Consider the following 22913-nt stretch of genomic DNA (forward strand, 5'->3'; position numbering starts at 1 on the left):
GACTGTCTTTATAGGGGATCTTTACAGGACCAGGTGCGGTTATCGTGCCATTAATCGGGTCGGCAAGGCAAAGCATTCTACCCAAATAGCCGGTTTATTTTGCATGAAAAGCGCTTAAGTATGCATATTTCCGCCAGCCGATCCAACCACTGCACTGTTATGGTGCATTTCTGCCTGACTGCACCGCGAAAGGTTACCCAAACGGTGCAGCCAGATCCCCTCACTGGCGCGATCAGTCGCCGTAGACGTTAAAGTCGAAGTACTTTTTCGCCATCTTGTCGTAAGTACCGTCCTTACGCAGATCGCCCAGCGCCTTGTCAAAGGCCGCTTTCAGCTCAGCGTCGTCCTTACGTAAACCGACGCCCGTCCCGTCGCCAAAGTACTTCTTGTCTTTCACGGAAGGACCGGCAAACGCATAGTCTTTACCGGCAGGTTGTTTCAGGAATCCTTCGCTGGCGGCCACTTCATCCTGCAGAGCAGCATCAAGGCGGCCCGCCGTCAGGTCGGAGTAAATCAGATCCTGGTTGGCGTACGCCACCACATCTACACCTTTACTGCGCCAGTTATCATTGGCATACGCTTCCTGGGTGGACCCCTGCAGAACGCCGACGTGTTTGCCTTTCAGCGCATCCAGCGTCGGTTGGATCGGCGAACCTTTCGCCGCAATCAGTCGTGAGTCAGCCGCGTAGAGTTTGTCAGAGAAGGCGATTTCCTGCTGACGCTTATCGGTGATGGAAAGCGAAGAGATGATGGCATCGATTTTCTTCGCCTTGAGCGACGGGATCAGCGCGTCGAAATCGCTGGCGACCCAGGTACATTTGACCTGCATACGCTTGCACATCTCATTGCCCAGATCGATATCAAAGCCGACAAAATCGCCTTTGGCGTCTTTCGAAGAGAATGGCGCGTAGGTGGTGTCCGTACCGATACGAACCGTTTCCGGTAACGCGGCATAGCTGGATGCGCCAACAGAAAGACCTATCAGTAATGACAGAGCGAGAACTGACTTCTTCATACATAACCCTCAAGTGGAATGACTTTATTATGTTTTGCGTTGTGTTGTGTGTTTGCAGGCTTTTTCATGCAGGTCTTATGCCATTTTCGCGTCGATGAGGATATTCGACGTTAAATATGTTAATAAAACGTTGCAATATTGTCCTGATGTTGAAGATAGCAGGTCTGGCGGATGAACCGCAGCGTTTCGGTGGCTTTTAGCGAATTAAATGTCGAGGATATGATCGCGGTTACAAAATTGCCCTATAACAGGGCAACGGTTGCCAGAAGGCGCGCTAAGCAGGCAGCGCTATGCACCCTGCCAGCGGGCAAAGAGATCCTGCGGTAGCGCAATGTCAAACTGATCAAGAACGCGGTTAACGGTTTGATTTATCACATCATCCAGCGACTGCGGACGATGATAAAACGCCGGAACCGGCGGCATAATCACCGCGCCAATTTCCGCCGCCTGGGTCATTAATCGAAGATGCCCCAGATGCAGCGGTGTTTCCCGCACACAGAGCACCAGCGGACGGCGCTCTTTCAGCACCACGTCGGCGGCGCGGGTGAGCAGACCGTCGGTATAGCTGTGCACAATGCCGGACAGCGTTTTGATCGAACAGGGCAGGATGACCATTCCCGTGGTCTGAAAAGAGCCAGAGGAGACGCTGGCGGCAATGTCACGCGCGTCGTGGGTGACATCAGCAAGCGCCTGCACGTCGCGCAGCGATAAGTCGGTTTCCAGCGACAACGTCTGTCGGGCGGCCTGACTCATAATCAGGTGCGTTTCAACATCCGGCACGTCGCGTAAAACCTGCAACACGCGCACGCCGTAAATGGCGCCGCTGGCGCCGCTAATTCCTACGATGAGTCGTTTCATGATATATCGCCCTGTCTGACTTCTGGGCTGACTTTGCAGGATTTCAGGGGGAGTTGCAAGCAGGGTGCGGAAACCGCACCCTGGGAGGAAGAGATTACCCTTCGTTATGCATTTCGAGATTTTCCACTTCGTTCTGCCGCTGCACCGCTTTGGCGTCGTCATTGCGCAGGGAATCGAGAAAATCCAGATACTGTTGATCAACGTCTTTCGTCACGTACACGCCGTTAAAGACCGAGCATTCAAACTGTTGGATATCCGGGTTCTCGGCGCGTACGGCTTCGATCAGATCGTTCAGATCCTGGAAGATTAGGCCGTCTGCGCCGATAATCTGGCGGATCTCATCCACTTCACGCCCGTGGGCGATCAGTTCGTTAGCGGTAGGCATGTCAATGCCGTACACATTCGGGAAACGAATTTCCGGCGCGGCTGACGCCAGATAGACCTTTTTCGCCCCGGCTTCACGCGCCATCTCAATGATCTGCTCAGAGGTGGTGCCGCGCACGATAGAGTCATCGACCAGCAGAACGTTTTTATCCCGGAACTCCGCGCGATTAGCGTTCAGCTTGCGGCGCACCGATTTACGGCGCAGCTGCTGACCCGGCATGATAAAGGTACGTCCCACGTAGCGGTTTTTCACAAACCCCTGGCGGTACGGCTTACCCAGAATACGGGCAATTTCCAGCGCGATATCGCAGGACGTTTCCGGGATCGGGATCACCACGTCGATATCCAGGTCTTCCCACTCACGGGCAATTTTTTCACCCAGCCTGGTCCCCATATTAACGCGGGCGCTGTAGACGGAAATTTTGTCAATGAAGGAGTCCGGACGCGCGAAGTAGACGTACTCAAACAGACACGGGTTGCTGACCGGGTTTTCCGCACACTGGCGGGTAAACAGCTGGCCTTTTTCCGTGATGTACACCGCCTCGCCGGGCGCGACGTCACGGAGGAATTCGAAGCCCAGCGTATCAAGCGCCACGCTTTCTGAGGCCACCATGTACTCGGTACGGCCATCGCCAATATCGCGTTTGCCCAGCACCAGCGGGCGGATCCCGTTCGGATCGCGAAAGGCGATCATCCCGTGGCCGATAATCATCGCCACGCAGGCATACGCCCCGCGAATCTGGCGGTTAGTCGCGGCGATAGCGGCAAAAATGTTATCGGCTTCCAGCGGATAGTGACGAAAGTTATCCAGCTCGCTGGCAAAGATATTCAGCAGGATCTCTGAATCGGAGGTGGTGTTGATGTGGCGACGCTTTTCTTCGAACAGCTTTTTACGCAGCTCGTGGGCGTTGGTCAGATTGCCATTGTGGGCAAGCGTGATGCCATACGGTGAGTTGACGTAGAATGGCTGAGCCTCTGAGGCGCTGGAGCTGCCAGCCGTTGGGTAGCGCACATGACCGATACCCATGTTGCCCTGCATACGCTGCATGTGACGCGCTTCGAACACGTCGCTCACCAGGCCGTTCGCTTTACGCAAGCGGAAGCAGTTGTTCGCATCAATGGTGATGATGCCTGCGGCATCCTGGCCACGATGCTGGAGCACCGTTAAGGCGTCATAAATCGACTGGTTGACCGGCATAACACCGGCGATACCGACAATACCGCACATACGTCTTTTTCCTCGTTAACCACATCTCAGAACCCAGTCAGGTTCTGGGCAAGAAACTTGACGAGCTTTGCAGATAGTCAAAAAACCATCTGATGATGAAACTGAACTCCGGGATAAGCCGTGACTGACTCCAGTCCTCACTTTTCGACAAACCGGTAAAGGTATCGAGAAAGAACAGAATAGCGGCAACAATCAGTACACCACGCAGAGCCCCAAAACAGATCCCCAGCACCCGGTCAGTACCGGACAACCCGGTTTTTTCGACCAGTTGCCCGATAACAAAGTTGACGACCGCGCCGACAATGAGCGTCGCGATAAACAGCACCGCGATGGCAATCCCGTTTCGAACCAGTTCGTCTTCAAAGCCCGAAAACCAGACAGACAGATAAGTGTAGTAATGGCTGGCGACAAAGAAAGCACAACCCCATGTCACCAACGATAACGCTTCACGTACAAAGCCACGGATCAGGCTAACCAGACAGGAAAAACCAATCACCGCGATAATGGCGTAATCAATCCAGACCATAAGTGTCCCACGATTTAACGCCCTGCCGTCCTGTTCGGGGCGCATTCTAACAGAAAAAGAAAACGTTTGCGTAGGGATTTCCTTCCCGCGCGTAAATAAAAATGGCGCTGAAAAAATATTCAACGCCATCATACTTTTTGGCCGTTTTTGGCCTTGCCGGATGGCGTCGTTAACGCCTTATCCGGCCTGAAAAACCGCGTCGCGCCTGGCGACAGGGGGCTTAGTTCGGACTGTATCCCATCACCACTCCGCTTAGCCCGGAGAGCTGTTTCAGTTCACCAAGCGAGCTTTTCAGCTTGTCGCGAGACGCGTCCGGCCCGACCAGGATGCGGGTGATTTTTCCCTGCACTGGCGTCGACGGCACAGTATATACCCGGTAACCCGCGCCGCGAAGTTTACCCACAATCTCATTGACCTTGTCGGCGTTTTTCAACGCCCCTAACTGAACAACATAGGCTTTCCCGGTCGGTGCCGGTTTTTCTTCTGCCGCAGGCTTAGGCGCAGGCGCTGTCGGCTCTACCACCGGCTGTGGTTTCGGCTGCGGCTTCGGTTTTTCAACCGGTTTTGGTTTTGGCTTTTCAACCGGCGCTGGCGCCGGATCGATTGCCGGATTGTTGGTCGACGCATAGCGCGAAGGGTCCAGCGACGGCGCCGCCGCATCGCCTGCGCGCACTTCTTCCGCAGCGCCTTCCGGCGGCTGGGTCGGCAAAGCCTGCGTGGCGGCGGGCATCATATCAGGCTCATCGCGATCGCCCGGTTTCGGCACCAGCGGGATAGCGGCAAACTCATCCTGATAATGCTTTTTTTGCCCGTCGAGCAGGCCTGGAAGCACAATCACGCCCAGTGCGACCAGCACAATTGTGCCAACTAAACGATTCTGAAATTTACTCGCCACCGATTCTCCCCGCGTCCATCACTTCCATGACATGTGCCACCGTGTGGAATGATCCACATACCAGTACGGTATCTTCTGGTTTCGCCTCCGCCAGCGCCGCCTGCCATGCCTGCGCGACACTGTCATAGACAGTGCCCTGGCCCAGATGTTCCAGCAGCTGTTCCGCCGTCGCGCCGCGCGGCCCTTCCAGCGGAGCACAATACCAGTCGTCGACCACGCTTTTCAACCAGGCCAACGTTCCCGCAATATCCTTATCATGTAGCATACCGATAACCGCCAGCACGCGCCCTTGTTTCGGTAACCCTTTCAGTCGTCCGGTCAGGTATTCCGCCGCATGGGGATTATGCGCGACATCAAGAATGACCCGTGGGGACTCGCTCACAATCTGAAAACGTCCGGGTAGAATCGCCCCGGCAATACCATCGCGGATCGCCTGCTCGCCGATCGTAAGCCCGCTTGCGCGCAGCGCCGCCAGCGCCGTCGCCGCGTTTGGCTGCGGCACCTGCGGCAACGGCAAACCGGTTAACGTACCGTTGGCGTCGGTAAAACACCAGCTGTCGCCCGACACCGCATAATGCCAGTCTACACCGCGTCGCTGGAGCAAAGCCCCTTTTTCCTGCGCGACGTCGGCGATGGTATACGGCATTTCCGGTTCGCCAACAATTGCCGGTTTTTCAGCGCGGAAGATCCCGGCTTTTTCCCGGCCAATGCTTTCGCGATCCGGTCCCAGCCAGTCGGTGTGGTCAAGCGCGATACTGGTGATCACCGCGACGTCAGCATCCACCATATTGGTGGCGTCCAGCCGACCGCCTAACCCCACCTCCAGAATAACGACATCAAGATTCGCCTGCTTAAACAGCCACAGCGCGGATAGCGTACCGTACTCAAAATAGGTCAGGGAAATCTCACCACGCGCAGCTTCAATTTCCGCAAAAGAGGCGGTATGGGCCGATTCCGGCAGTTCTTTACCCGCAATGCGCACGCGCTCAGTGTAACGGACCAGATGCGGCGAACTGTAAACGCCCACGCTGTAGCCTGCCGCCGTCAATACGGACTCCAGCGTGCGGCAGGTTGTGCCTTTGCCGTTCGTTCCGGCGACGGTAAAGACAAATGGCGCGGGCTTTAACACGTCCAGTTTCGCTGCCACCTGACTTACGCGCTCAAGACCCATATCAATCGTTTTAGCGTGGAGATTTTCCAGATAAGAAAGCCACGAGGCCAGGGGCGACGCGGCTTGGGGAATGCGTTTGTTATCCATGATGCCCGTAAATTGGTTACATTGAGAAAAGCAAAAGGCAGCGCCAACTGGCCCTGCCCTTTTGTACTCGTCGTCTTTCAAGCTGCAGGCTTGTTGGCTGCTCTCGTTCACCCGAATCACTTGCCTGTGCAAGCTCATCGGGATGAACGCTCTTGCCGCCTACCTGCAACTCGAAATCCATAGAGTAAATTATCAGGCCTCGGGTTCCTGATCCGGTACCGGAGGTACCACGACGCCTTCACGTGGAGCATCCGGATTCGGCGCGGGTAAGTTCATCAGCTTCGCCAGAATGCTGGCCAGTTTCAGGCGCATTTCCGGACGGCGGACAATCATATCGATAGCGCCTTTTTCGATCAGAAACTCACTGCGCTGGAATCCCGGCGGCAGTTTCTCACGGACGGTTTGCTCGATCACGCGCGGACCGGCGAAGCCAATCAACGCTTTCGGTTCAGCGATATTAAGATCGCCCAGCATCGCGAAGCTTGCGGATACGCCACCCATTGTCGGGTCAGTAAGCACCGAAATGTACGGCAGACCGCGTTCCTGCATTTTCGCCAGCGCAGCGGAAGTTTTCGCCATCTGCATCAACGACATCAGCGCTTCCTGCATACGCGCGCCGCCGGACGCGGAGAAGCAGATCAGCGGGCAGTTATCTTCCAGCGCCTGCTCAACGGCGCGGACGAAACGCGCACCGACAACAGATCCCATGGAACCGCCCATAAAGGCAAATTCAAACGCCGCCGCGACAACCGGCATGCCGTGAAGCGTACCTTTCATGACCACCAGCGCGTCTTTTTCGCCGGTTTCCTTCTGCGCGGAAGCCAGACGATCTTTATACTTCTTGGAGTCACGGAACTTCAGCACGTCTTTCGGCTCAAGTTCGCTACCCAGCTCCACAAGAGAACCTTCATCTAACAGGCTATGCAGGCGATTGCGCGCCGACATGCGCATGTGATGGTCACACTTCGGACAGACCTCAAGATTACGTTCCAGCTCAGCGCGATATAAAACCTGACCGCAGCTATCACATTTGGTCCACACCCCTTCAGGAATGCTTGCCTTGCGGGTTGGAGTAATGTTGCTTTTAATTCGTTCAATCCAGCTCATTGGTGACCTTTCTGCCTGAACCCTGGTTAGCTTTGTTATAAGGGGCGCATGATGCCATTTTTGCCCCCAACAGACCATGAATGTTGCACATTAAAACATAACAGCCCGTAACTTTGGATAAAAAAGTGGTCGAACCGCTGTGTTAGTTTCTATTTTGTTACACGCGACGCAGCACGTTTATGACGAATAATTTCGTAAACGCCGGGCAAGATGGACACCACGATAATGCCGACGATCAACAGCTTCAGGTTATCCTGGATCATCGGGAGAGTGCCGAAGAAGTAGCCCGCGTAGGTAAACAGCAATACCCACAACAGCGCGCCAATCACGTTGTAAGCGGCAAAATGACGATAAGACATATGCCCCATTCCCGCCACGAACGGCGCGAACGTTCTGACGATCGGCACAAAGCGGGCGAGAATGATGGTTTTGCCGCCATGCTTCTCGTAAAACTGGTGGGTTTTGTCGAGGTAACTGCGGCGGAAAATTTTCGAGTCCGGGTTGCTGAAAAGCTTATCGCCGAACAGTCGGCCAATGGTGTAGTTAACCGCGTCGCCAACAATTGCGGCAATCAGCATTAATACCACCATCATATGGACGTTGAGATCGTTATTGGGCAGCGACGCCAGCGCTCCGGCAACGAACAGCAGGGAATCTCCCGGCAGGAACGGCGTGACCACCAGACCCGTTTCACAAAACAAAATCAGGAACAAAATGGCGTATACCCAGATGCCATATTCGGCAACCAGCTCTGCCAGATGCACATCGATGTGCAGGATGAAATCAATAAGAAAGTAAATCAGGTCCATAATTATGCCTTTTACGACGCGAATTAGTCCGCCAGGAACAGCGGGCCCATAGGCGGTTTCGGAAGATCAAACCGGTCCGGATAATCCACCGCGACCAGATACAGCCCTTCCGCTTTCGCCGTTGCCGCTGCAAGCGTTCTGTCCTTTGCCGCTAACAGCTCTGCTATCCAGCTCTCCGGCTGGTTGTTGGCGCCCACTTCCATCAGGCTGCCGACAATATTCCTGACCATATGATGTACAAAGGCATTGGCTTTGATATCGACCACCACATATGCGCCGTAACGCGACACGCTAATATGCATCACGTTACGCCACGGCGTGCGCGACTGGCACTGAACGGCGCGAAACGAGGTAAAATCGTTCTCGCCAATCAGGCATTGCGCCGCGCGGTGCATCCGCTCGGCATCCAGCGGCTCATAGTAATGCGTGACGCCTTTGGCTAAAACCGCCGGACGCAGCCGATGATTGTAGATGATGTAACGATAACGACGAGCCGTGGCGCTAAAGCGGGCATGAAAATCGTCCGGTACAGCTTTCACCCAACGCACGGCAATGTCACCAGGTAAATTCGCATTTACGCCTAACGTCCACGCCGCGTCTTTTCGCTGTGCGGTCGTTTCGAAATGGACGACCTGCCCGGTGCCATGAACGCCTGCATCGGTACGCCCGGCGCAGAAGACGGTAATCGGCTCGTTGGCGACCTGGGAGAGTGCTTTTTCCAGCTTTTCCTGCACGCTGCGCACTTCGTTCTGACGCTGCCAGCCATAATATTTGCTGCCGTCATACTCAATGCCCAGCGCAATTTTATACACCGGCGGCTGTAGCTGGTCGGACATCAGTAGAGATACTCCTGCACCAGCTTCTCGGCAATTTTCACCGCCATCAGGGCGCCGCCAAAGCGAACGTTATCGGCCACCGACCAGAACTGTACTTGCTCCGGCATACCGTAGTCGTTACGCACACAGCCTACGGAAAGCTGCGCGTTGCCAGACGCATCGCCGACCTGAGTGGGGAAATCCGTCTCGTCGGACAGCATGATATCCTCGCCCTGGGCGAAGGCGTCACGGGCCTCTTCTGCCGCCAGCGGACGCAGGGCTTCAAACGCGACCATCTGCGCGTGGCCGTAAAACACCGGCGACCGCACGCAGCTTACGGAGATCATCAGCCCGTCATCCTGCATAATTTTGCGCACTTCATCGACGATACAGCGCTCTTCGCGCACGCTGCCTTCCCGGTCCGGCAACAGCGGTAACATGTTGAAGGCCAACTGGCGACCAAAGAAATCGTCCTCATCGATCGGGATCCCGTTCAGCAGCTTCGCGCTCTGCCCGGCGAGAGCATCGACCGCCTTTTTGCCCTGTGCGGAGGCCGAAAGCAGGCTGGTCACACTGATGCGGGACAAACCGCCCTGGTCGATCAGCGGCTTCAGCGACGCCAGCAGTTGGCTGGTCAGGCTGTTCGGGACGGCGATAACGTTACGGTTACGGTAGTCCGCCAGCACGAACGGGTTCACTTCCGGCACCACCAGCGGCACGTCCGGCTCAAGAGCGAACAGACCGCTGGAGTCAATCACCAGGCATCCTGCGTTGGTGGCGTCGTCCACCCACGCCGCCGTAGCCTCTACGCCCGCGACAAAAAACGCCAGCTGCGCCTGCGTCCAGTCGAACTCTGCCGCGTCCTGCACCGTTACCGTTTTTCCGGCAAAACGCAGATGTTCACCCGCGCTTTCTGGCCGCGCCAGCGCATAGATCTCACCGACCGGGAACTGGCGTTCTGCCAGAGTTTCAAGCAACGCTTCGCCAACGGCGCCCGTCGCGCCGAGAACGGCAATATTCCAGCCTTCAGACATGGTGGTTTACTCCAGAAATAGCAAAGCTCCCCGCTGCGGGCAGGGAGCGACAAAAAGAATGTTAGCGAGCCGGATGATGAACGGCGTTAAACCCGAGCTGATGCAATAGCGCGGCGGCGCTGGCGTCGTCGCACATCACATACAGTGACGACCATTCGCGGCGCTCAAGGTAAGTCTTGCGCAGTTTATCGAATTCACCCGGTATCCCGGCGACGTGACGCAGCGGCGCATCGTCGCGGCGCACATCATACACCAAATGCGCCAGTCTTTTCAGCGTTGGCTGATCTAACGGGCCGTGGAGCGTGATACGGCCAAATTCCGGGGCGGGCAGCAGCGTGTCAAGCGCGACATGCTGGGCGCGCCCGATAAACGCGCTGAACGCTTCAAAGACCTGGGTGGTTCCGCGCGCTTTGCCTTCCAGCGTATAGCCCGCAATATGCGGCGTACCGATATCCACTTTACTGAGCAGTTCTACGTTCAGGTCCGGCTCCCCTTCCCACACGTCCAGCACCACGCTCAACTGCTGTCCCGCGTTCAGGCGCGCCAGCAGCGCCGCGTTATCCACAACCGCGCCACGACAGGCGTTGATCAGGATCGTCCCTGGCTTCAGACGGGCGATCAGCGCCTCATCCGCCAGATGCAAAGTCTTGTACGGACCGTCTTTAAACAGCGGCGTATGGAAGGTCAGGATATCCGCCTCCCGCACCAGCTCGTCAAGCGAGCGGAAATCGCCTTCGTCGCCCCGATCCGCCCGCGGCGGATCGCACAGCAGCGTACGCACGCCGAACGCTTCCAGCCGCGCCTGTAAACGGCGGCCAACGTTACCGACCCCCACAATACCTACGGTACGATCGCGCAGGGCAAAGCCGTCGCGTTCGGCCAGCATCAGCAGCGCGGAAAAGACGTACTCGACGACCGCAATCGCGTTACAGCCAGGCGCCGCCGAAAAACCAATACCGGCCTGCGCAAGCCAGCGGTCATCCACGTGATCGGTTCCCGCCGTTGCCGTGCCGACAAATTTCACCGGTTTCCCCGCCAGCAGCGCTTCATTCACTTTGGTGACCGAACGCACCATGAGGGCGTCCGCATCGTCCAGTTCAGCAACCGGGATTGGGCGGCCAGGAACCGCTTTTACCTCGCCCAGTCGGCTAAACAATTCGCGGGCATAAGGCATATTTTCATCAACGAGAATTTTCACGTCTTTCGTACCTGTTTGAGAACGAGTGTTAACCGGGCAAGTGTGCCATAATCTGGCCGCCAGGCATACTTTGCTAAGATTGATGGTTTAAGGATACGTGATGATGCAACCCATTTCCGGTACTCCCGCGCGCCCTCCGGGTGAAGGGCAACCCGCTTCTTCCGCTGCGGGCGAACAACCGCTCTCTACTCAACAGCGGACGGTACTGGAGCGACTGATAACCCGCCTGATTTCACTGACGCAACAGCAAAGTGCGGAAGTGTGGGCCGGAATGAAACACGATCTTGGCGTGAAAAGCGACACACCGTTGTTGTCCCGCCATTTCCCCGCCGCAGAGCACAATCTCAGCCAGAGACTGAGCGTCGCCCAGCAAAATCATGCCAACCGACAGGTGCTGTCGCAGCTAACGGAATTATTGAGCCAGGGGAATAACCGTCAGGCGGTGAGCGATTTTATTCGCCAGCAATATGGACAAACGGCGCTCAGCCAGCTCACGCCGGATCAGCTAAAGAATGTACTGACGCTGCTCCAGCAGGGACAATTGTCTATTCCGCAACCACAACAGCGCCCGGCAACCGATCGCCCGCTGTTGCCTGCGGAACACAACACCCTGAACCAGTTGGTGACCAAACTTGCCGCCGCGACGGGAGAGTCCGGTAAGCTTATCTGGCAATCCATGCTGGAACTGTCGGGCGTGAAAAGCGGCGAGTTGATCCCGGCGAAGCATTTTACCCATCTGGCGACCTGGCTTCAGGCGCGGCAAACGCTCAGTCTGCAACACGCCCCGACCCTGCAATCGCTGCAGGCGGCGTTGAAGCAACCACTGGAGCCGGCAGAACAGGCATCGCTGAAAGAGTATGCCCAGCACACCTGGCAGATCCAGCCGCAGACGGTGTTGACCACCGCCCAGGTTCAGGATCTGCTGAATCAGATCTTCCTGCGCCGCGTTGAGCGCGACAAAGCGCTCAGCGATCCGCTTCATATTCAGCCAATCTACAGCCCGTTTACCCCGGTGATCGAAACTTTCAAAGCGGCCGCCGCCCGTCCCGGACTGCTGTTTCTCGCCCTGATGGTTGCGCTGCTGATTTTCTGGCTGGTGGTTTAACCCCGGCGAAACGACAGGATCGTCACCAGAATCCCTACCACGGCGGAAATCGCCCCCGCAAGGAAAACTGACGGATAGCCACAGGATGTGGCCAACACGCCCGCCAGCGGGCCAGTGATGGCGTAGGAGATATCCTGAAACGCGGCGTATCCCCCCAGCGCCGTCCCGCGTACCTGTGCCGGGACACGCTTGACCACCTCAACGCCCAGCGCGGGGAAAATAAGCGAGCATCCCGCCCCGGTTAACGCCGCGCCAAGCAGAGCAATCCACGCGGTTGGCGCCAGCCATAGCAGCACCAGACCCACGGTCTCGACCAATAAAGAAGCGATAGCGACTTTAACACCGCCAAAGCGATCCGGCATCCAGCCAAACAGCACGCGCATGAGGACAAACGCACCGCCGAACGCGGTGAGGGTAAAACCCGCCATTGCCCAGCCGTGGCTGGCGAAATAGAGCGAAATAAAGGTGCCGATAACCGCAAAACCCACCCCCTGCAACGCAAGGCCGAGACCGGGTTTCCAGATAAGCCCGACCACGCTCCACAGAGAAGGTCGTTCTCCCGTCTGCGCGGGCACTTTACGTACCGTGCCGTTAAATGCCCATGCCAGCAGCGGCAGCGCCATGGTGGTTCCTGCCAGCGCGGCAAACCCAAAGTGACTGTGGATGAGTAAACCCAGCGGCGCCCCTGCCGCCAGCGCGCCGTAAATCGCCATCCCATTCCAGGACATCACTTTACCGGAACGCGTTGGCCCCACCAGACCCAGCCCCCAGGTCAGCGTACCGGTAAGCAACTGGCTTTCTCCAAAGCCGAGGATCAGGCGTCCTGCGATCAACAGCGCAAATTTCACCGGCGCAGAGACGGGCAACAGCGCCGCCAGCAGCCATGCCCCGCCCGCCAGCGCGCAGGCGAACATGCCCTGCAACGCCGAGCGCTTGGCGCCGTACTGATCGGCGAGCCGTCCGGCATAGCCGCGCGTTAACACGGTGGCGAGAAACTGGATCCCGACGGCGATCCCCACCATCGTATTGCCATAGCCCAGTTCATGGTGGACAAAAAGTGGAATCACGGGCAGCGGCAATCCAACCGTCATGTAGGTCAGGAACACCGCAAAGGCGATACGGAACAGTGAGAAATTGGCAGAAGATGTGGATTCTTTTTCAGCTACGACAGCCATGCATGACTCCAGGCAGCAGAACAAAAAAGGGAGCCTGAAAGCTCCCCTTTGAAATCATCAGGTTCTGCCGGATAGCGGCGATACGCCTTATCCGGCCTGTCACTTACGCTTTCAGCTTGCGCATAACCAGCGTGGCGTTGGTGCCGCCGAAACCAAAGCTGTTGGACATGACGGTCGTCAGTTCGCGCTCGGTGGTTTCAGTCACGATGTTCAGTCCGGCAGCCTGCTCGTCCATCTCTTCAATGTTAATGCTCGGCGCGATAAAACCGTGTTCCAGCATCAGCAGAGAATAAATCGCTTCCTGCACGCCAGCGGCGCCCAGAGAGTGACCGGTCATGGCTTTCGTCGCAGAAATAGCCGGGCTGTTATCGCCAAACACTTCACGAATGGCGCCCAGTTCTTTCACATCACCAACCGGCGTAGAGGTGCCGTGGGAGTTCAGGTAGTCGATGGGGGTGTCCACGCCGTGCATCGCCATCTGCATGCAGCGAACCGCGCCTTCACCGGACGGCGCGACCATGTCTGCGCCATCGGAGGTTGCGCCGTAGCCGACGATCTCCGCATAAATGCGTGCGCCACGGGCCAGCGCGTGCTCCAGTTCTTCAACCACAACCATCCCGCCGCCGCCAGCGATAACGAAACCGTCACGGTGCGCATCATAAGTCCGGGACGCCTTAGCGGGTTGATCGTTGTACTTAGTGGACAGCGCGCCCATCGCGTCGAACTCACAGGCCATTTCCCAGCCCAGCTCTTCGCCGCCGCCGGCAAAGACGATGTCCTGTTTGCCCAGTTGGATCTGCTCTACCGCATTCCCAATGCAGTGCGCGGAGGTCGCACAGGCGGAGCTGATCGAATAGTTTACGCCGTGAATTTTAAACGGCGTCGCGAGGCAAGCGGAAACCGCAGAGCCCATCGCTTTGGTGACGACGTACGGCCCCACCGCTTTCAGGCCGCGCGGGCTACGCATAGCGTCCGCACCGAATACCTGCGCTTTGGAGGAGCCGCCGGAACCGGCAATCAGACCCACGCGCGGGTTGTTCTGATATACCTCTTCGCTCAGGCCCGCGTCAGCGATAGCCTGCTGCATGGAAAGAAAGGCATAAATAGAGGCATCGTTCATGAAACGAACCACTTTACGGTCGATCAAACCGGTTGTATCCAGCTTGACGTTACCCCATACGTGGCTACGCATTCCCGCATCTTTAAACTCTTCGGAGAAGGTGATCCCTGAACGTCCTTCACGCAGAGATGCCAGGACTTCCTGCTGGTTATTACCGATGCTGGAAACGATGCCCAAGCCAGTAATCACTGCACGTTTCATTCAATACCTCTGTAAGTCGCACTATAGTAAGTTTCGACTGGCACAATAGCGTACACTTGTACGCCGAACAAGTCCGATCAGCCATTTTGTCCGGAAATTTGCGCCGCCTGGCACACATCGCTAAGATCGTGGCACTGCCCGTCAGACGAGTAACTTACGTGAAACAAAATGCCATACAACCCGCCAACCTCGAATTCAACGCTGAGGGTACACCTGTTTCCCGAGATTTCGACGATGTGTACTTTTCTAATGATAATGGCCTTGAAGAGACACGTTACGTCTTTCTCGGCGGCAACCGGATCCCTGAGCGTTTTCCGGAACATTCCGACCCGCTTTTTGTGGTCGCAGAGAGCGGCTTCGGCACTGGCCTGAACTTTCTGACGCTCTGGCAGGCGTTTGCCGCGTTTCGCGCCACGCACCCTGAGGCTACGCTACAAAGATTACATTTTATCAGTTTTGAAAAATTTCCCCTGCACCACGACGATCTGGTCGCCGCGCACCAGCGCTGGCCTGAGCTGGCGGCGCTTGCAAAGCAACTCCACGCCCAGTGGCCGTTGCCGCTGGCGGGCTGTCATCGCCTGCTGCTGGATGAAGGACGCGTCACGCTCGATCTGTGGTTTGGAGATATTAACGAACTTACCGACCAACTGGATGACAGTCTGCATCAGAAAGTGGATGCCTGGTTTCTCGACGGCTTCGCGCCCGCCAAAAACCCGGACATGTGGACCCCGGGACTGTTTAACGCTATGGCGCGACTGGCGCGACCCGGCGGTACGCTGGCAACCTTTACCTCCGCGGGATTTGTGCGCCGGGGTTTACAGGAAGCCGGTTTCACCATGCAGAAATACAAAGGTTTTGGCCGCAAGCGTGAAATGCTGCGCGGGGCGATGCTTCAAAGGCTTACGCCTGTCGCCAGAGCGCCGTGGTTTGTCCGCCTGGGCAGCCTTAAGCGTGAAACGGCTATTGTTGGCGGCGGTATCGCCAGCGCCCTGCTGTCCCTGGCGCTGCTGCGTCGCGGCTGGCGGGTCACGCTCTATTGCGCGGACGAAAAACCTGCCCAGGGCGCATCGGGAAACCGTCAGGGTGCGCTTTATCCCCTGCTCAGCAAGCAAGATGCGGCGATAAATCTCTTTTTCCCCGCCGCCTTTACCTTTGCACGCCGTCAGTACGATACTCTCCCGGTTGTTTTCGATCATGACTGGTGCGGCGTCACGCAGGCCGGCTGGGACGAAAAAAGCCAGCAGAAGATCGCGCAACTGTTGTCGCTGGAACTCCCCGACGCGCTGGCGCAGGCGGTAAAAAGTGGACACATGGAAGCATTAACCGGCGTTGATATCGACTGCGCTGGCATTTCCTATCCGCTGGGCGGCTGGCTGTGTCCGGCGCAATTGACTGCCGCAGTGCTGGCGCTGGCTGAACAACAGGGGCTACGTTGCCATTACCGTCATTCGGTCGACGCGCTAAGCGCGACGGCGCACGGCTGGTCCCTGCGCTTTGCCGACGGCACGCAGGCTGAACATGACGTCGTGGTGCTGGCGAACGGCCATGCGATTAACCACTTCACACAGACACAGCCGTTACCCGTTTACCCGGTCGGCGGTCAGGTCAGTCATATTCCCGCCACGCCTGCCCTTTCCGCGCTTCGCCAGGTGCTGTGCTATGACGGTTATCTTACCCCGGTAAATCCGGCTAACCAGCACCATTGTATTGGCGCCAGCTATCATCGCGGCAGTGACGCTACGGAATATCGTGAGGACGATCAGCAGCAGAACCGGCAGCGGTTAATTGACTGCTTCCCGACGGCGAAATGGGCGCAAGAGGTGGATATCAGCGGGAAAGAGGCGCGCTGCGGCGTGCGCTGCGCTACTCGCGACCATTTACCGATGGTCGGCAATGTACCGGATTACGCCGCCACGCTAACGCAGTACGCCAGTCTGGCCAGGGATCCTTCTTCAGCGGCAAACGCGCCCGTACATGAGGATCTCTTTATGCTCGGCGCGCTGGGATCACGCGGCTTGTGCACCGCGCCTCTGTGTGCGGAAATCCTGGCGTCGCAAATGAGCAATGAACCCCTTCCGCTGGATGCGGGTACGCTGGCGGCGCTCAATCCGAATCGTTTATGGGTCAGGAAATTACGGAAAGGGAAAACGGTGAAATAATGGGGTGATGCCGGATGGCGACGCCATCCGGCAAAGGCGCGATTATTGGCTGGTCGCCTTCTGGAACAACGCATCCCACATCTCTTTGACTAACGCCTGATCGCGTGGTGACAGTTCACCCGCACCGATCGCTTTCTCGAGACTGCTGGTGACGTTGGCGTAAACGGCGTCCGCAGAATGGTCATCACGCCCTTCCAGCTCCGCCACGGCTAACGTCAGGTGGCCACGCAAATACCCACTGGCAAATAGCTCATCGTCGCTGGCGTGTTCAACCATGTCGTCGATTAATGCCAGAATGCGTGCTTCAAACTCCGCGATCATCTTCTTTCCTCATTGTAAACGTGGCGCTGGCTTTAGTTTAGCGCTTCCGGCCACGGGAACTGTTCCGCCTTAAGGTCGGGCGTGTGATAATAATCTTGTAACGCTTTGATAAAGCGAGCCGGCCGTTCAGGAATGCCCTTTTCCAGATACTCCATCACCTGCGCATGAACCCGACGCTGAAACACCACGCGGTCCGGTTCGACGTCGCCTTCCAGGTTGTCGCAACTGACGTTGAACGGATACCCCGCCGCCACGCAAAACAACCAGTCAAACGCTTGCGGTTTCACTTCCACATCTTCGAACTTGCTTTGGGTCGCCGCGTCCCGTCCGTCCGGGCAGTACCAGTAACCAAAATCAACCTGTTCACGGCGCGCTTTCCCGGCAATACACCAGTGCGAAATCTCATGCAGGGCGCTGGCGTAAAAACCGTGAGCAAAGACGATCCGGTGATACGGCACCTCTGCATCAGCAGGAAGATAGATCGGTTCGTCATCGCCTTTAATCAGACGGGTATTAAAATCGTCAGCAAAGCAGTCGTTGAACAGGGTAATTAACTGTTCATAGTGGTGTGTACTGTTCATTAATTCATCCCCAGCCAGTGGAGAATCTCCTGTCCATGGTTATCATAAAGTAGTTTGGCGCTCATCACCGCCGAGACGATGACGATCATAGGCCGAATCAGCTTTTGTCCCTTGCTCAATACCAGGCGTGAGCCCATGCGCGCGCCGAGAAACTGCCCAATCAACATAACGAACCCGGTTGCCCAGATCACTTTTCCGCCAATCATAAACAGCAGCAGGCCGCCGATGTTCGACGTGGCGTTCAGCACTTTGGCGTGGGCGGTGGATTTGGCGAGGTTGTAGCCGCAAAGCGTGACAAACGCCAGCGCGTAAAACGACCCGGCGGCAGGGCCGAAGAAGCCGTCGTAAAACCCGACGCAACCCCCCGCGACCAGCGCAAACGGCAAGCCGTACAGGCGACGCTGGCGATCATCTTCACCCAGCTTTGGCATCAGCAAAAAATAGAGACCGATGCAGATCACCAGCACCGGGAGGATCTGACGAAGCACGTCTGCCTGCACGTGCTGCACCAGCAGCGCGCCGCTCATTGAGCCAATAAAGGTCATCGCGATATTCAGTTTCTGATCGGCAAGATCCACCACCTTACGGCGAATAAAGTAGATAGAGGCGGAAATTGAGCCGCCGCAGGCCTGCAATTTATTGGTGGCCAGCGCCTGAGCGGGAGACATGCCTGCCGCCATCAGCGCGGGGATGGTCAGCAGTCCGCCGCCCCCCGCCAGTGAATCGATAAAACCAGCCAGCATCGCAACAAAAAACAGCACAACCAACAGCAGCGGGGAGACCATAAACAGATCGGCGAAATTATCCATTAGAGTACATGCTCATCCAGTAGCGCCTGGCAGGAAGGCGGCAACGGTGGCGGTGTCTTCTTCTCAGGCTTTGTTGTTCCAGGTTTTGGGGGTTCAAACCAGCTTTGCAGTTCAGCGCCACAACCGTCGCCTGGCGGGGGCAAAGGTTGATCTTCGCACTCCAGGCTGTCAGCAGGGCACCGTAATCGTACATGCATATGCGCGCGATGCTGGAACCAGGGTCGCACTTTACGCAACCAGTCGCGATCGTTTCCTGCGTCCAGGCAAAGCTGTTGTTTGATCGCCGGATTCACGAAAATGCGGGTGACGTCATTATCTTCCGCCGCGAGCTTAATCAGGCTAAAGATTTCCGGCTTCCACAGTGAAGGCACAACGTGCTTTCCGTCGCGGGCCACCAAATCCAGCGCCTGCGGTCGCAGCAACTGCGCCTGAGTCCAGCGTGTCTTTGGTAATTGCAGGAAAATGTCCACATCCAGGCCGCTCTGATGGCTGGCGTGGCCGCCGTTAAACCGGCCGCCGGCCGGCATGCCCATATCGCCAATCAGCACCGTCCCCAGCCCCAGGTTATTCACCCGGGTGCTCAGACGCTGAATGAACAGCACCAGATCGGGGTGACCAAAATAACGGCGTTGGTCGGTACGCATGACCTGATAGTGTTCCGACTGGACGGGAAGCGTATCGGCGCCAACGATACAGCCGTTCGAAAAGCTGCCGATCGACTGCGCGCTGCCCGCTATGGGCTGGGTTATTTTCTGCCACGGTGTCGCCGCCTGGCTGACGCTGCCGGCAAGCAGTGCCAGCAGCGCAATCGCGGTTTTTTTCATCTCTTACCAGCGTGGAATATCTGTTGTGACATCCGCATTTTGCGCCCGCTGGCGCAGCAAGTGATCCATGAGCACGATCGCCAGCATCGCCTCAGCGATCGGCACCGCGCGGATCCCGACACATGGATCGTGACGGCCTTTGGTGATCATCTCGACTTCTTCGCCAAAGCGATTAATGGTACGACCCGGAACGGTAATACTGGAGGTTGGCTTCAGCGCCATGTGGGCAATAATTTGCTGCCCACTGCTGATCCCGCCCAAAATGCCGCCCGCATGGTTGCTCTGGAAGCCTTGCGTCGTTATTTCGTCACGGTTTTGGCTTCCGCGCAGCGCCACCACGTCAAAACCGTCGCCAATCTCAACGCCTTTCACGGCGTTAATGCTCATCAGCGCATGGGCGATATCGGCGTCAAGACGATCAAATACCGGCTCGCCGAGACCGGCGGGAACGCCGCTGGCTACCACCGTTACCTTAGCGCCGATAGAATCACCCTCTTTTTTCAGCGCCCGCATCAGTTCGTCAAGGGCGTCGATTTTGTCCGGATCCGGGCAGAAAAAAGGGTTCTGTTCCACCTGCTCCCAGTCTTTGATCGCCAGCGGAATATCGCCCATCTGGGTCAGGCAGCCCTGGATACGGATGCCGTATTTTGCCGCAAGGTATTTCTTGGCAATCGCGCCCGCCGCCACGCGCATCGCGGTCTCGCGTGCGGACGAACGCCCGCCGCCGCGGTAATCGCGCAGGCCATATTTCTGCTCGTAGGTGTAGTCGGCGTGTCCCGGACGAAACACGTCCTTGATGGCGCTGTAATCCTGCGAACGCTGATCGGTATTTTCGATCAGCAAACCGATGCTGGTGCCGGTGGTGACGCCTTCAAATACGCCAGACAAAATTTTCACCTGATCCGGCTCACGGCGCTGGGTCGTGTAGCGAGACGTGCCAGGACGCCGCCTGTCGAGATCGTGCTGCAGGTCAGCTTCGGTCAGAGGAATGCCCGGCGGCACCCCGTCAACAATGCAGCCCAGCGCCAGCCCGTGCGATTCGCCAAAGGTGGTTACCTGAAAGAGTTGTCCAATTGTATTTCCTGCCATTGCGATTCCGTTGTCGTCGTTGTGATTTAGTCTTTATAGAGGCTGAAATGCTCGCGGGCGGCCAGTAACTCGGCTTTGGTCAGCATAAAGACGCCATCGCCGCCGTTGTCGAATTCCAGCCAGGTAAACGGCACATCAGGATAGTGTTCCATCAGATGTACCATGCTGTTCCCGACTTCACAAATCAGAATACCGTTATCTGACAGGTAGTCCGGCGCGTTGCCCAGAATACGGCGGGTCAGTTTCAGGCCATCTGTCCCTGACGCCAGCCCCAGTTCAGGCTCGTGACGATACTCATTCGGCAGATCGGACATATCTTCCGCGTCCACATACGGCGGGTTAGTCACGATCAGATCGTACTGGACTTTTGGCAGGTCGCGGAACAGGTCCGAACGAATGGGGGTGACATGGTGCAGCAGGCCGTGCTCTTCAATATTGTGCTCAGTGACGGCCAGCGCGTCGGCGGAGATATCCACCGCGTCGACTTCCGCTTCCGGAAACGCGTAGGCGCAGGCAATAGCAATGCAACCGCTGCCGGTACACATGTCGAGAATATGCTGCGGCTGTTGGCGAATCAGCCCTTCAAAACGGTTGTTGATCAGCTCGCCAATCGGCGAGCGCGGCACCAGCACGCGTTCATCGACGTAAAATTCATGGCCGCAGAACCAGGCTTTATTCGTCAGATAGGCCACCGGAATACGCTCGTTCACCCGGCGGATCACCCGCTCAACAATGCGGTGGCGTTCGCTGGACGTCAGACGCGCGGTGCGCATGTCTTCGGGAATATCCAGTGGAAGATAAAGTGACGGCAGCACCAGTTGAACGGCTTCATCCCACGGGTTGTCGGTGCCGTGACCGTACCAGATATTCGCCGCGCTAAAACGGCTGACCGCCCAACGCAACATGTCCTGAATGGTATGCAGATCACTTACTGCTTCATCAACGAAAATTTTATCCACCTGTTCCTCCAGGGCATGTACGCAATAATTTCGGCGGCTAGTTTGCCACGAAGCCAGCGATAAATCAGCATTCACACAGGGGACAGGCGTGAAAATTGCGTTTTACGCATTCGCATCGCCGGTGAGTCGGGTAAACTAACGGAAAATGAAAAATGAGACAGCAGAATGAAAAAGAAAACATCGCTCAGCGAGGAGGACCAGGCGCTGTTCCGGCAACTGATGACCGGCACCCGGCAGATTAAGCAGGACACGATTGTCCATCGCCCGCAACGTAAAAAAATCAGCGACGTTCCCGTTAAGCGGCTTCTGTCGGAACAGGCGGACGCCAGCCACTATTTTTCGGACGAATTTCAACCGCTGCTGAATACCGAAGGCCCGGTGAAATACGTACGTTCCGACGTCAGCCACTTCGAGCTGAAGAAAATGCGGCGCGGAGATTATTCACCGGAACTGTTTCTCGATCTTCATGGCCTGACGCAGCTGCAGGCGAAGCAGGAACTCGGCGCGCTGATTGCCGCCTGTCGCCGGGAGCACGTTTTTTGCGCCTGCGTCATGCACGGTCACGGTAAGCATGTACTGAAACAACAGACGCCGCTGTGGCTGGCGCAGCATCCACACGTGATGGCTTTTCATCAGGCCCCAAAAGAGTACGGCGGCGACGCCGCGTTGCTGGTGCTGATAGAGGTGGAAGAGTGGCAACCGCCCGAACTGCCATGATGTAAGGTTGCCGGGGGGAAGCGCAAGCGCTATATCTGGCCTACGAAACAGTCAGCACCGCCGTAGGCCGGATACGCGAAGCGCCATCAGGCAGCGGATGTTTACATCGCTTTTGCCATTTTGAGGTTGCACGGGCTCATCTGCCAGTTGAACACCCCTTTGCCGCTTTCGTCCAGCGTGACGCTGGCGATCGCTGATGTGGTAAACATAGGCGGCGTTTCTCCCGGGCACAATTCAGACACCAAGTAGCCGACTAACGGCAGGTGGGAGATCACCAGAACGCCGGAGACGCCTTCATTGGCCAGCGCCTGAAGATACGCGCTGACGAGGCCGACATCGCCGCAGGGCGTCAACTCCGGCAGAACGTCAACGTTACCCGGCAGGTTCATGCACTCCCCTACCTCGTCCAACGTTTGCTCGGCTCGCAGGAACGGGCTCACCAGAACACGTTCGATATCCACTTTTTGACCTTTCAGCCAGTTCGCCATAAGGCGCGATTCGTCACAACCACAGACGGTTAAGGGACGAACCGAATCACTGGCGGCGTCGAGGGCCGCGTCGCCGTGACGCATGATAAAAACTTGCATATTGCACCGCTTTTGTTAACCAGAATCACCCGCATTCTTGCTGAAACCGTCTGAACGGTCGCCAAAATGCGGTGGCCGGCATTGTGCCTTATCCGTTCACCGAATGAAACGCTGTTTTTTACCTCAACGCTGTAAGTAT

Annotated in this window: 23 protein-coding genes; 3 read left to right on the plus strand and 20 right to left on the minus strand. The window is 56.9% G+C overall.

Annotation, left to right across the window (positions count from 1 at the left end; all coding sequences use genetic code 11):
* Positions 1-232: 232 nt before the first annotated feature.
* The 11 genes from argT to pdxB form a co-directional block, all read right to left on the minus strand.
* Positions 233-1015, minus strand: coding sequence for a lysine/arginine/ornithine ABC transporter substrate-binding protein ArgT (gene argT / locus CSE01S_RS16375; RefSeq protein ID WP_042290732.1), 783 nt, complete (start codon positions 1013-1015; stop codon positions 233-235).
* 288 nt (positions 1016-1303) lie between these two features.
* Positions 1304-1873, minus strand: a complete 570-nt coding sequence (ubiX, locus tag CSE01S_RS16380) for a flavin prenyltransferase UbiX (RefSeq protein WP_042290734.1) — start codon at positions 1871-1873, stop codon at positions 1304-1306.
* A gap of 94 nt (positions 1874-1967) precedes the next feature.
* Entirely contained in the window at positions 1968-3485 is a 1518-nt protein-coding gene (gene purF, locus CSE01S_RS16385; protein WP_042290735.1) for an amidophosphoribosyltransferase, read from the minus strand.
* 37 nt (positions 3486-3522) lie between these two features.
* Complete coding sequence (cvpA, locus tag CSE01S_RS16390; RefSeq protein WP_042290946.1) at positions 3523-4011, minus strand: colicin V production protein; 489 nt, start codon at positions 4009-4011, stop codon at positions 3523-3525.
* Between the two features lie 220 nt (positions 4012-4231).
* Positions 4232-4906, minus strand: coding sequence for a cell division protein DedD (dedD, locus tag CSE01S_RS16395; RefSeq protein WP_042290737.1), 675 nt, complete (start codon positions 4904-4906; stop codon positions 4232-4234).
* Positions 4896-6164: a bifunctional tetrahydrofolate synthase/dihydrofolate synthase gene (gene folC / locus CSE01S_RS16400; protein ID WP_042290738.1), complete on the minus strand. Its 1269-nt coding sequence runs from the start codon at positions 6162-6164 to the stop codon at positions 4896-4898. Before folC ends, dedD begins: the two co-directional genes overlap by 11 nt.
* Positions 6165-6356: 192 nt before the next feature.
* Positions 6357-7271 carry an acetyl-CoA carboxylase, carboxyltransferase subunit beta gene (accD, locus tag CSE01S_RS16405; RefSeq protein ID WP_042290740.1) on the minus strand — a complete coding sequence of 305 codons (915 nt, stop codon included), beginning with the start codon at positions 7269-7271 and terminating at the stop codon, positions 6357-6359.
* A 149-nt stretch (positions 7272-7420) separates the two neighbouring features.
* Positions 7421-8080 carry a DedA family protein gene (locus CSE01S_RS16410; RefSeq protein ID WP_042290742.1) on the minus strand — a complete coding sequence of 220 codons (660 nt, stop codon included), beginning with the start codon at positions 8078-8080 and terminating at the stop codon, positions 7421-7423.
* Positions 8081-8103: 23 nt separating this feature from the next.
* Entirely contained in the window at positions 8104-8916 is an 813-nt protein-coding gene (gene truA / locus CSE01S_RS16415; protein ID WP_042290744.1) for a tRNA pseudouridine(38-40) synthase TruA, read from the minus strand.
* Positions 8916-9929 (minus strand): aspartate-semialdehyde dehydrogenase, encoded by a 1014-nt coding sequence (locus CSE01S_RS16420; RefSeq protein ID WP_042290745.1) that lies wholly within the window; start codon positions 9927-9929, stop codon positions 8916-8918. Before CSE01S_RS16420 ends, truA begins: the two co-directional genes overlap by 1 nt.
* 61 nt (positions 9930-9990) lie before the next feature.
* Positions 9991-11127: a 4-phosphoerythronate dehydrogenase PdxB gene (pdxB, locus tag CSE01S_RS16425; protein ID WP_042290746.1), complete on the minus strand. Its 1137-nt coding sequence runs from the start codon at positions 11125-11127 to the stop codon at positions 9991-9993.
* A gap of 103 nt (positions 11128-11230) precedes the next feature.
* Between pdxB and flk the strand changes: the two genes are divergently transcribed.
* Positions 11231-12232 carry a flagella biosynthesis regulator Flk gene (gene flk / locus CSE01S_RS16430; protein WP_042290948.1) on the plus strand — a complete coding sequence of 334 codons (1002 nt, stop codon included), beginning with the start codon at positions 11231-11233 and terminating at the stop codon, positions 12230-12232.
* Here flk and CSE01S_RS16435 read toward each other — a convergent pair.
* A complete protein-coding gene (locus tag CSE01S_RS16435) occupies positions 12229-13407 on the minus strand; it encodes an MFS transporter (protein WP_042290748.1) in 1179 nt (392 codons plus the stop codon). The genes flk and CSE01S_RS16435 overlap by 4 nt on opposite strands.
* Before the next feature lie 103 nt (positions 13408-13510).
* Positions 13511-14728, minus strand: a complete 1218-nt coding sequence (fabB, locus tag CSE01S_RS16440) for a beta-ketoacyl-ACP synthase I (RefSeq protein ID WP_042290749.1) — start codon at positions 14726-14728, stop codon at positions 13511-13513.
* Positions 14729-14886: 158 nt separating this feature from the next.
* Here fabB and mnmC point away from each other — a divergent pair, with 158 nt between their 5' ends.
* Complete coding sequence (mnmC, locus tag CSE01S_RS16445; RefSeq protein WP_042290751.1) at positions 14887-16887, plus strand: bifunctional tRNA (5-methylaminomethyl-2-thiouridine)(34)-methyltransferase MnmC2/FAD-dependent 5-carboxymethylaminomethyl-2-thiouridine(34) oxidoreductase MnmC1; 2001 nt, start codon at positions 14887-14889, stop codon at positions 16885-16887.
* 42 nt (positions 16888-16929) lie between these two features.
* Here mnmC and CSE01S_RS16450 read toward each other — a convergent pair whose 3' ends face one another.
* From CSE01S_RS16450 to prmB, 6 genes are read right to left on the minus strand one after another with little or no spacing between them, the layout of a single operon-like run.
* Positions 16930-17208 carry a YfcL family protein gene (locus tag CSE01S_RS16450; RefSeq protein ID WP_042290754.1) on the minus strand — a complete coding sequence of 93 codons (279 nt, stop codon included), beginning with the start codon at positions 17206-17208 and terminating at the stop codon, positions 16930-16932.
* 32 nt (positions 17209-17240) lie between these two features.
* Positions 17241-17789, minus strand: a complete 549-nt coding sequence (locus CSE01S_RS16455) for an elongation factor P hydroxylase (RefSeq protein ID WP_042290756.1) — start codon at positions 17787-17789, stop codon at positions 17241-17243.
* On the minus strand, positions 17789-18598 hold the full coding sequence (locus tag CSE01S_RS16460; RefSeq protein ID WP_042290758.1) for a sulfite exporter TauE/SafE family protein: 810 nt from the start codon (positions 18596-18598) through the stop codon (positions 17789-17791). Before CSE01S_RS16460 ends, CSE01S_RS16455 begins: the two co-directional genes overlap by 1 nt.
* A complete protein-coding gene (gene mepA, locus CSE01S_RS16465; RefSeq protein ID WP_042290760.1) occupies positions 18598-19422 on the minus strand; it encodes a penicillin-insensitive murein endopeptidase in 825 nt (274 codons plus the stop codon). Before mepA ends, CSE01S_RS16460 begins: the two co-directional genes overlap by 1 nt.
* A gap of 3 nt (positions 19423-19425) precedes the next feature.
* Complete coding sequence (gene aroC / locus CSE01S_RS16470) at positions 19426-20511, minus strand: chorismate synthase (RefSeq protein ID WP_042290762.1); 1086 nt, start codon at positions 20509-20511, stop codon at positions 19426-19428.
* 26 nt (positions 20512-20537) lie between these two features.
* Positions 20538-21470, minus strand: a complete 933-nt coding sequence (gene prmB, locus CSE01S_RS16475) for a 50S ribosomal protein L3 N(5)-glutamine methyltransferase (protein ID WP_042290764.1) — start codon at positions 21468-21470, stop codon at positions 20538-20540.
* A gap of 165 nt (positions 21471-21635) precedes the next feature.
* On the opposite strand from prmB, the gene smrB reads away from it, so the two are divergent.
* Positions 21636-22187 carry an endonuclease SmrB gene (gene smrB, locus CSE01S_RS16480; protein WP_042290766.1) on the plus strand — a complete coding sequence of 184 codons (552 nt, stop codon included), beginning with the start codon at positions 21636-21638 and terminating at the stop codon, positions 22185-22187.
* Between the two features lie 101 nt (positions 22188-22288).
* Here the strand turns inward: smrB and sixA are convergent, their stop codons facing one another.
* A complete protein-coding gene (sixA, locus tag CSE01S_RS16485) occupies positions 22289-22774 on the minus strand; it encodes a phosphohistidine phosphatase SixA (RefSeq protein WP_042290767.1) in 486 nt (161 codons plus the stop codon).
* Positions 22775-22913 lie beyond the last annotated feature (139 nt).

Origin of the sequence: Citrobacter sedlakii NBRC 105722, assembly GCF_000759835.1 — a bacterium.
GTDB classification, from domain to species: Bacteria; Pseudomonadota; Gammaproteobacteria; order Enterobacterales; family Enterobacteriaceae; genus Citrobacter_A; species Citrobacter_A sedlakii.

Coding starts and splice junctions, on each gene's coding strand:
- argT (WP_042290732.1), bottom strand. CDS start 1,015: ATGAAGAAGTCAGTTCTCGCTCTGTCATTACTGATAGGTCTTTCTGTT.
- ubiX (WP_042290734.1), bottom strand. CDS start 1,873: ATGAAACGACTCATCGTAGGAATTAGCGGCGCCAGCGGCGCCATTTAC.
- purF (WP_042290735.1), bottom strand. CDS start 3,485: ATGTGCGGTATTGTCGGTATCGCCGGTGTTATGCCGGTCAACCAGTCG.
- cvpA (WP_042290946.1), bottom strand. CDS start 4,011: ATGGTCTGGATTGATTACGCCATTATCGCGGTGATTGGTTTTTCCTGT.
- folC (WP_042290738.1), bottom strand. CDS start 6,164: ATGGATAACAAACGCATTCCCCAAGCCGCGTCGCCCCTGGCCTCGTGG.
- accD (WP_042290740.1), bottom strand. CDS start 7,271: ATGAGCTGGATTGAACGAATTAAAAGCAACATTACTCCAACCCGCAAG.
- CSE01S_RS16410 (WP_042290742.1), bottom strand. CDS start 8,080: ATGGACCTGATTTACTTTCTTATTGATTTCATCCTGCACATCGATGTG.
- truA (WP_042290744.1), bottom strand. CDS start 8,916: ATGTCCGACCAGCTACAGCCGCCGGTGTATAAAATTGCGCTGGGCATT.
- CSE01S_RS16420 (WP_042290745.1), bottom strand. CDS start 9,929: ATGTCTGAAGGCTGGAATATTGCCGTTCTCGGCGCGACGGGCGCCGTT.
- flk (WP_042290948.1), top strand. CDS start 11,231: ATGCAACCCATTTCCGGTACTCCCGCGCGCCCTCCGGGTGAAGGGCAA.
- CSE01S_RS16435 (WP_042290748.1), bottom strand. CDS start 13,407: ATGGCTGTCGTAGCTGAAAAAGAATCCACATCTTCTGCCAATTTCTCA.
- fabB (WP_042290749.1), bottom strand. CDS start 14,728: ATGAAACGTGCAGTGATTACTGGCTTGGGCATCGTTTCCAGCATCGGT.
- CSE01S_RS16450 (WP_042290754.1), bottom strand. CDS start 17,208: ATGATCGCGGAGTTTGAAGCACGCATTCTGGCATTAATCGACGACATG.
- CSE01S_RS16455 (WP_042290756.1), bottom strand. CDS start 17,789: ATGAACAGTACACACCACTATGAACAGTTAATTACCCTGTTCAACGAC.
- CSE01S_RS16460 (WP_042290758.1), bottom strand. CDS start 18,598: ATGGATAATTTCGCCGATCTGTTTATGGTCTCCCCGCTGCTGTTGGTT.
- mepA (WP_042290760.1), bottom strand. CDS start 19,422: ATGAAAAAAACCGCGATTGCGCTGCTGGCACTGCTTGCCGGCAGCGTC.
- aroC (WP_042290762.1), bottom strand. CDS start 20,511: ATGGCAGGAAATACAATTGGACAACTCTTTCAGGTAACCACCTTTGGC.
- smrB (WP_042290766.1), top strand. CDS start 21,636: ATGAAAAAGAAAACATCGCTCAGCGAGGAGGACCAGGCGCTGTTCCGG.
- sixA (WP_042290767.1), bottom strand. CDS start 22,774: ATGCAAGTTTTTATCATGCGTCACGGCGACGCGGCCCTCGACGCCGCC.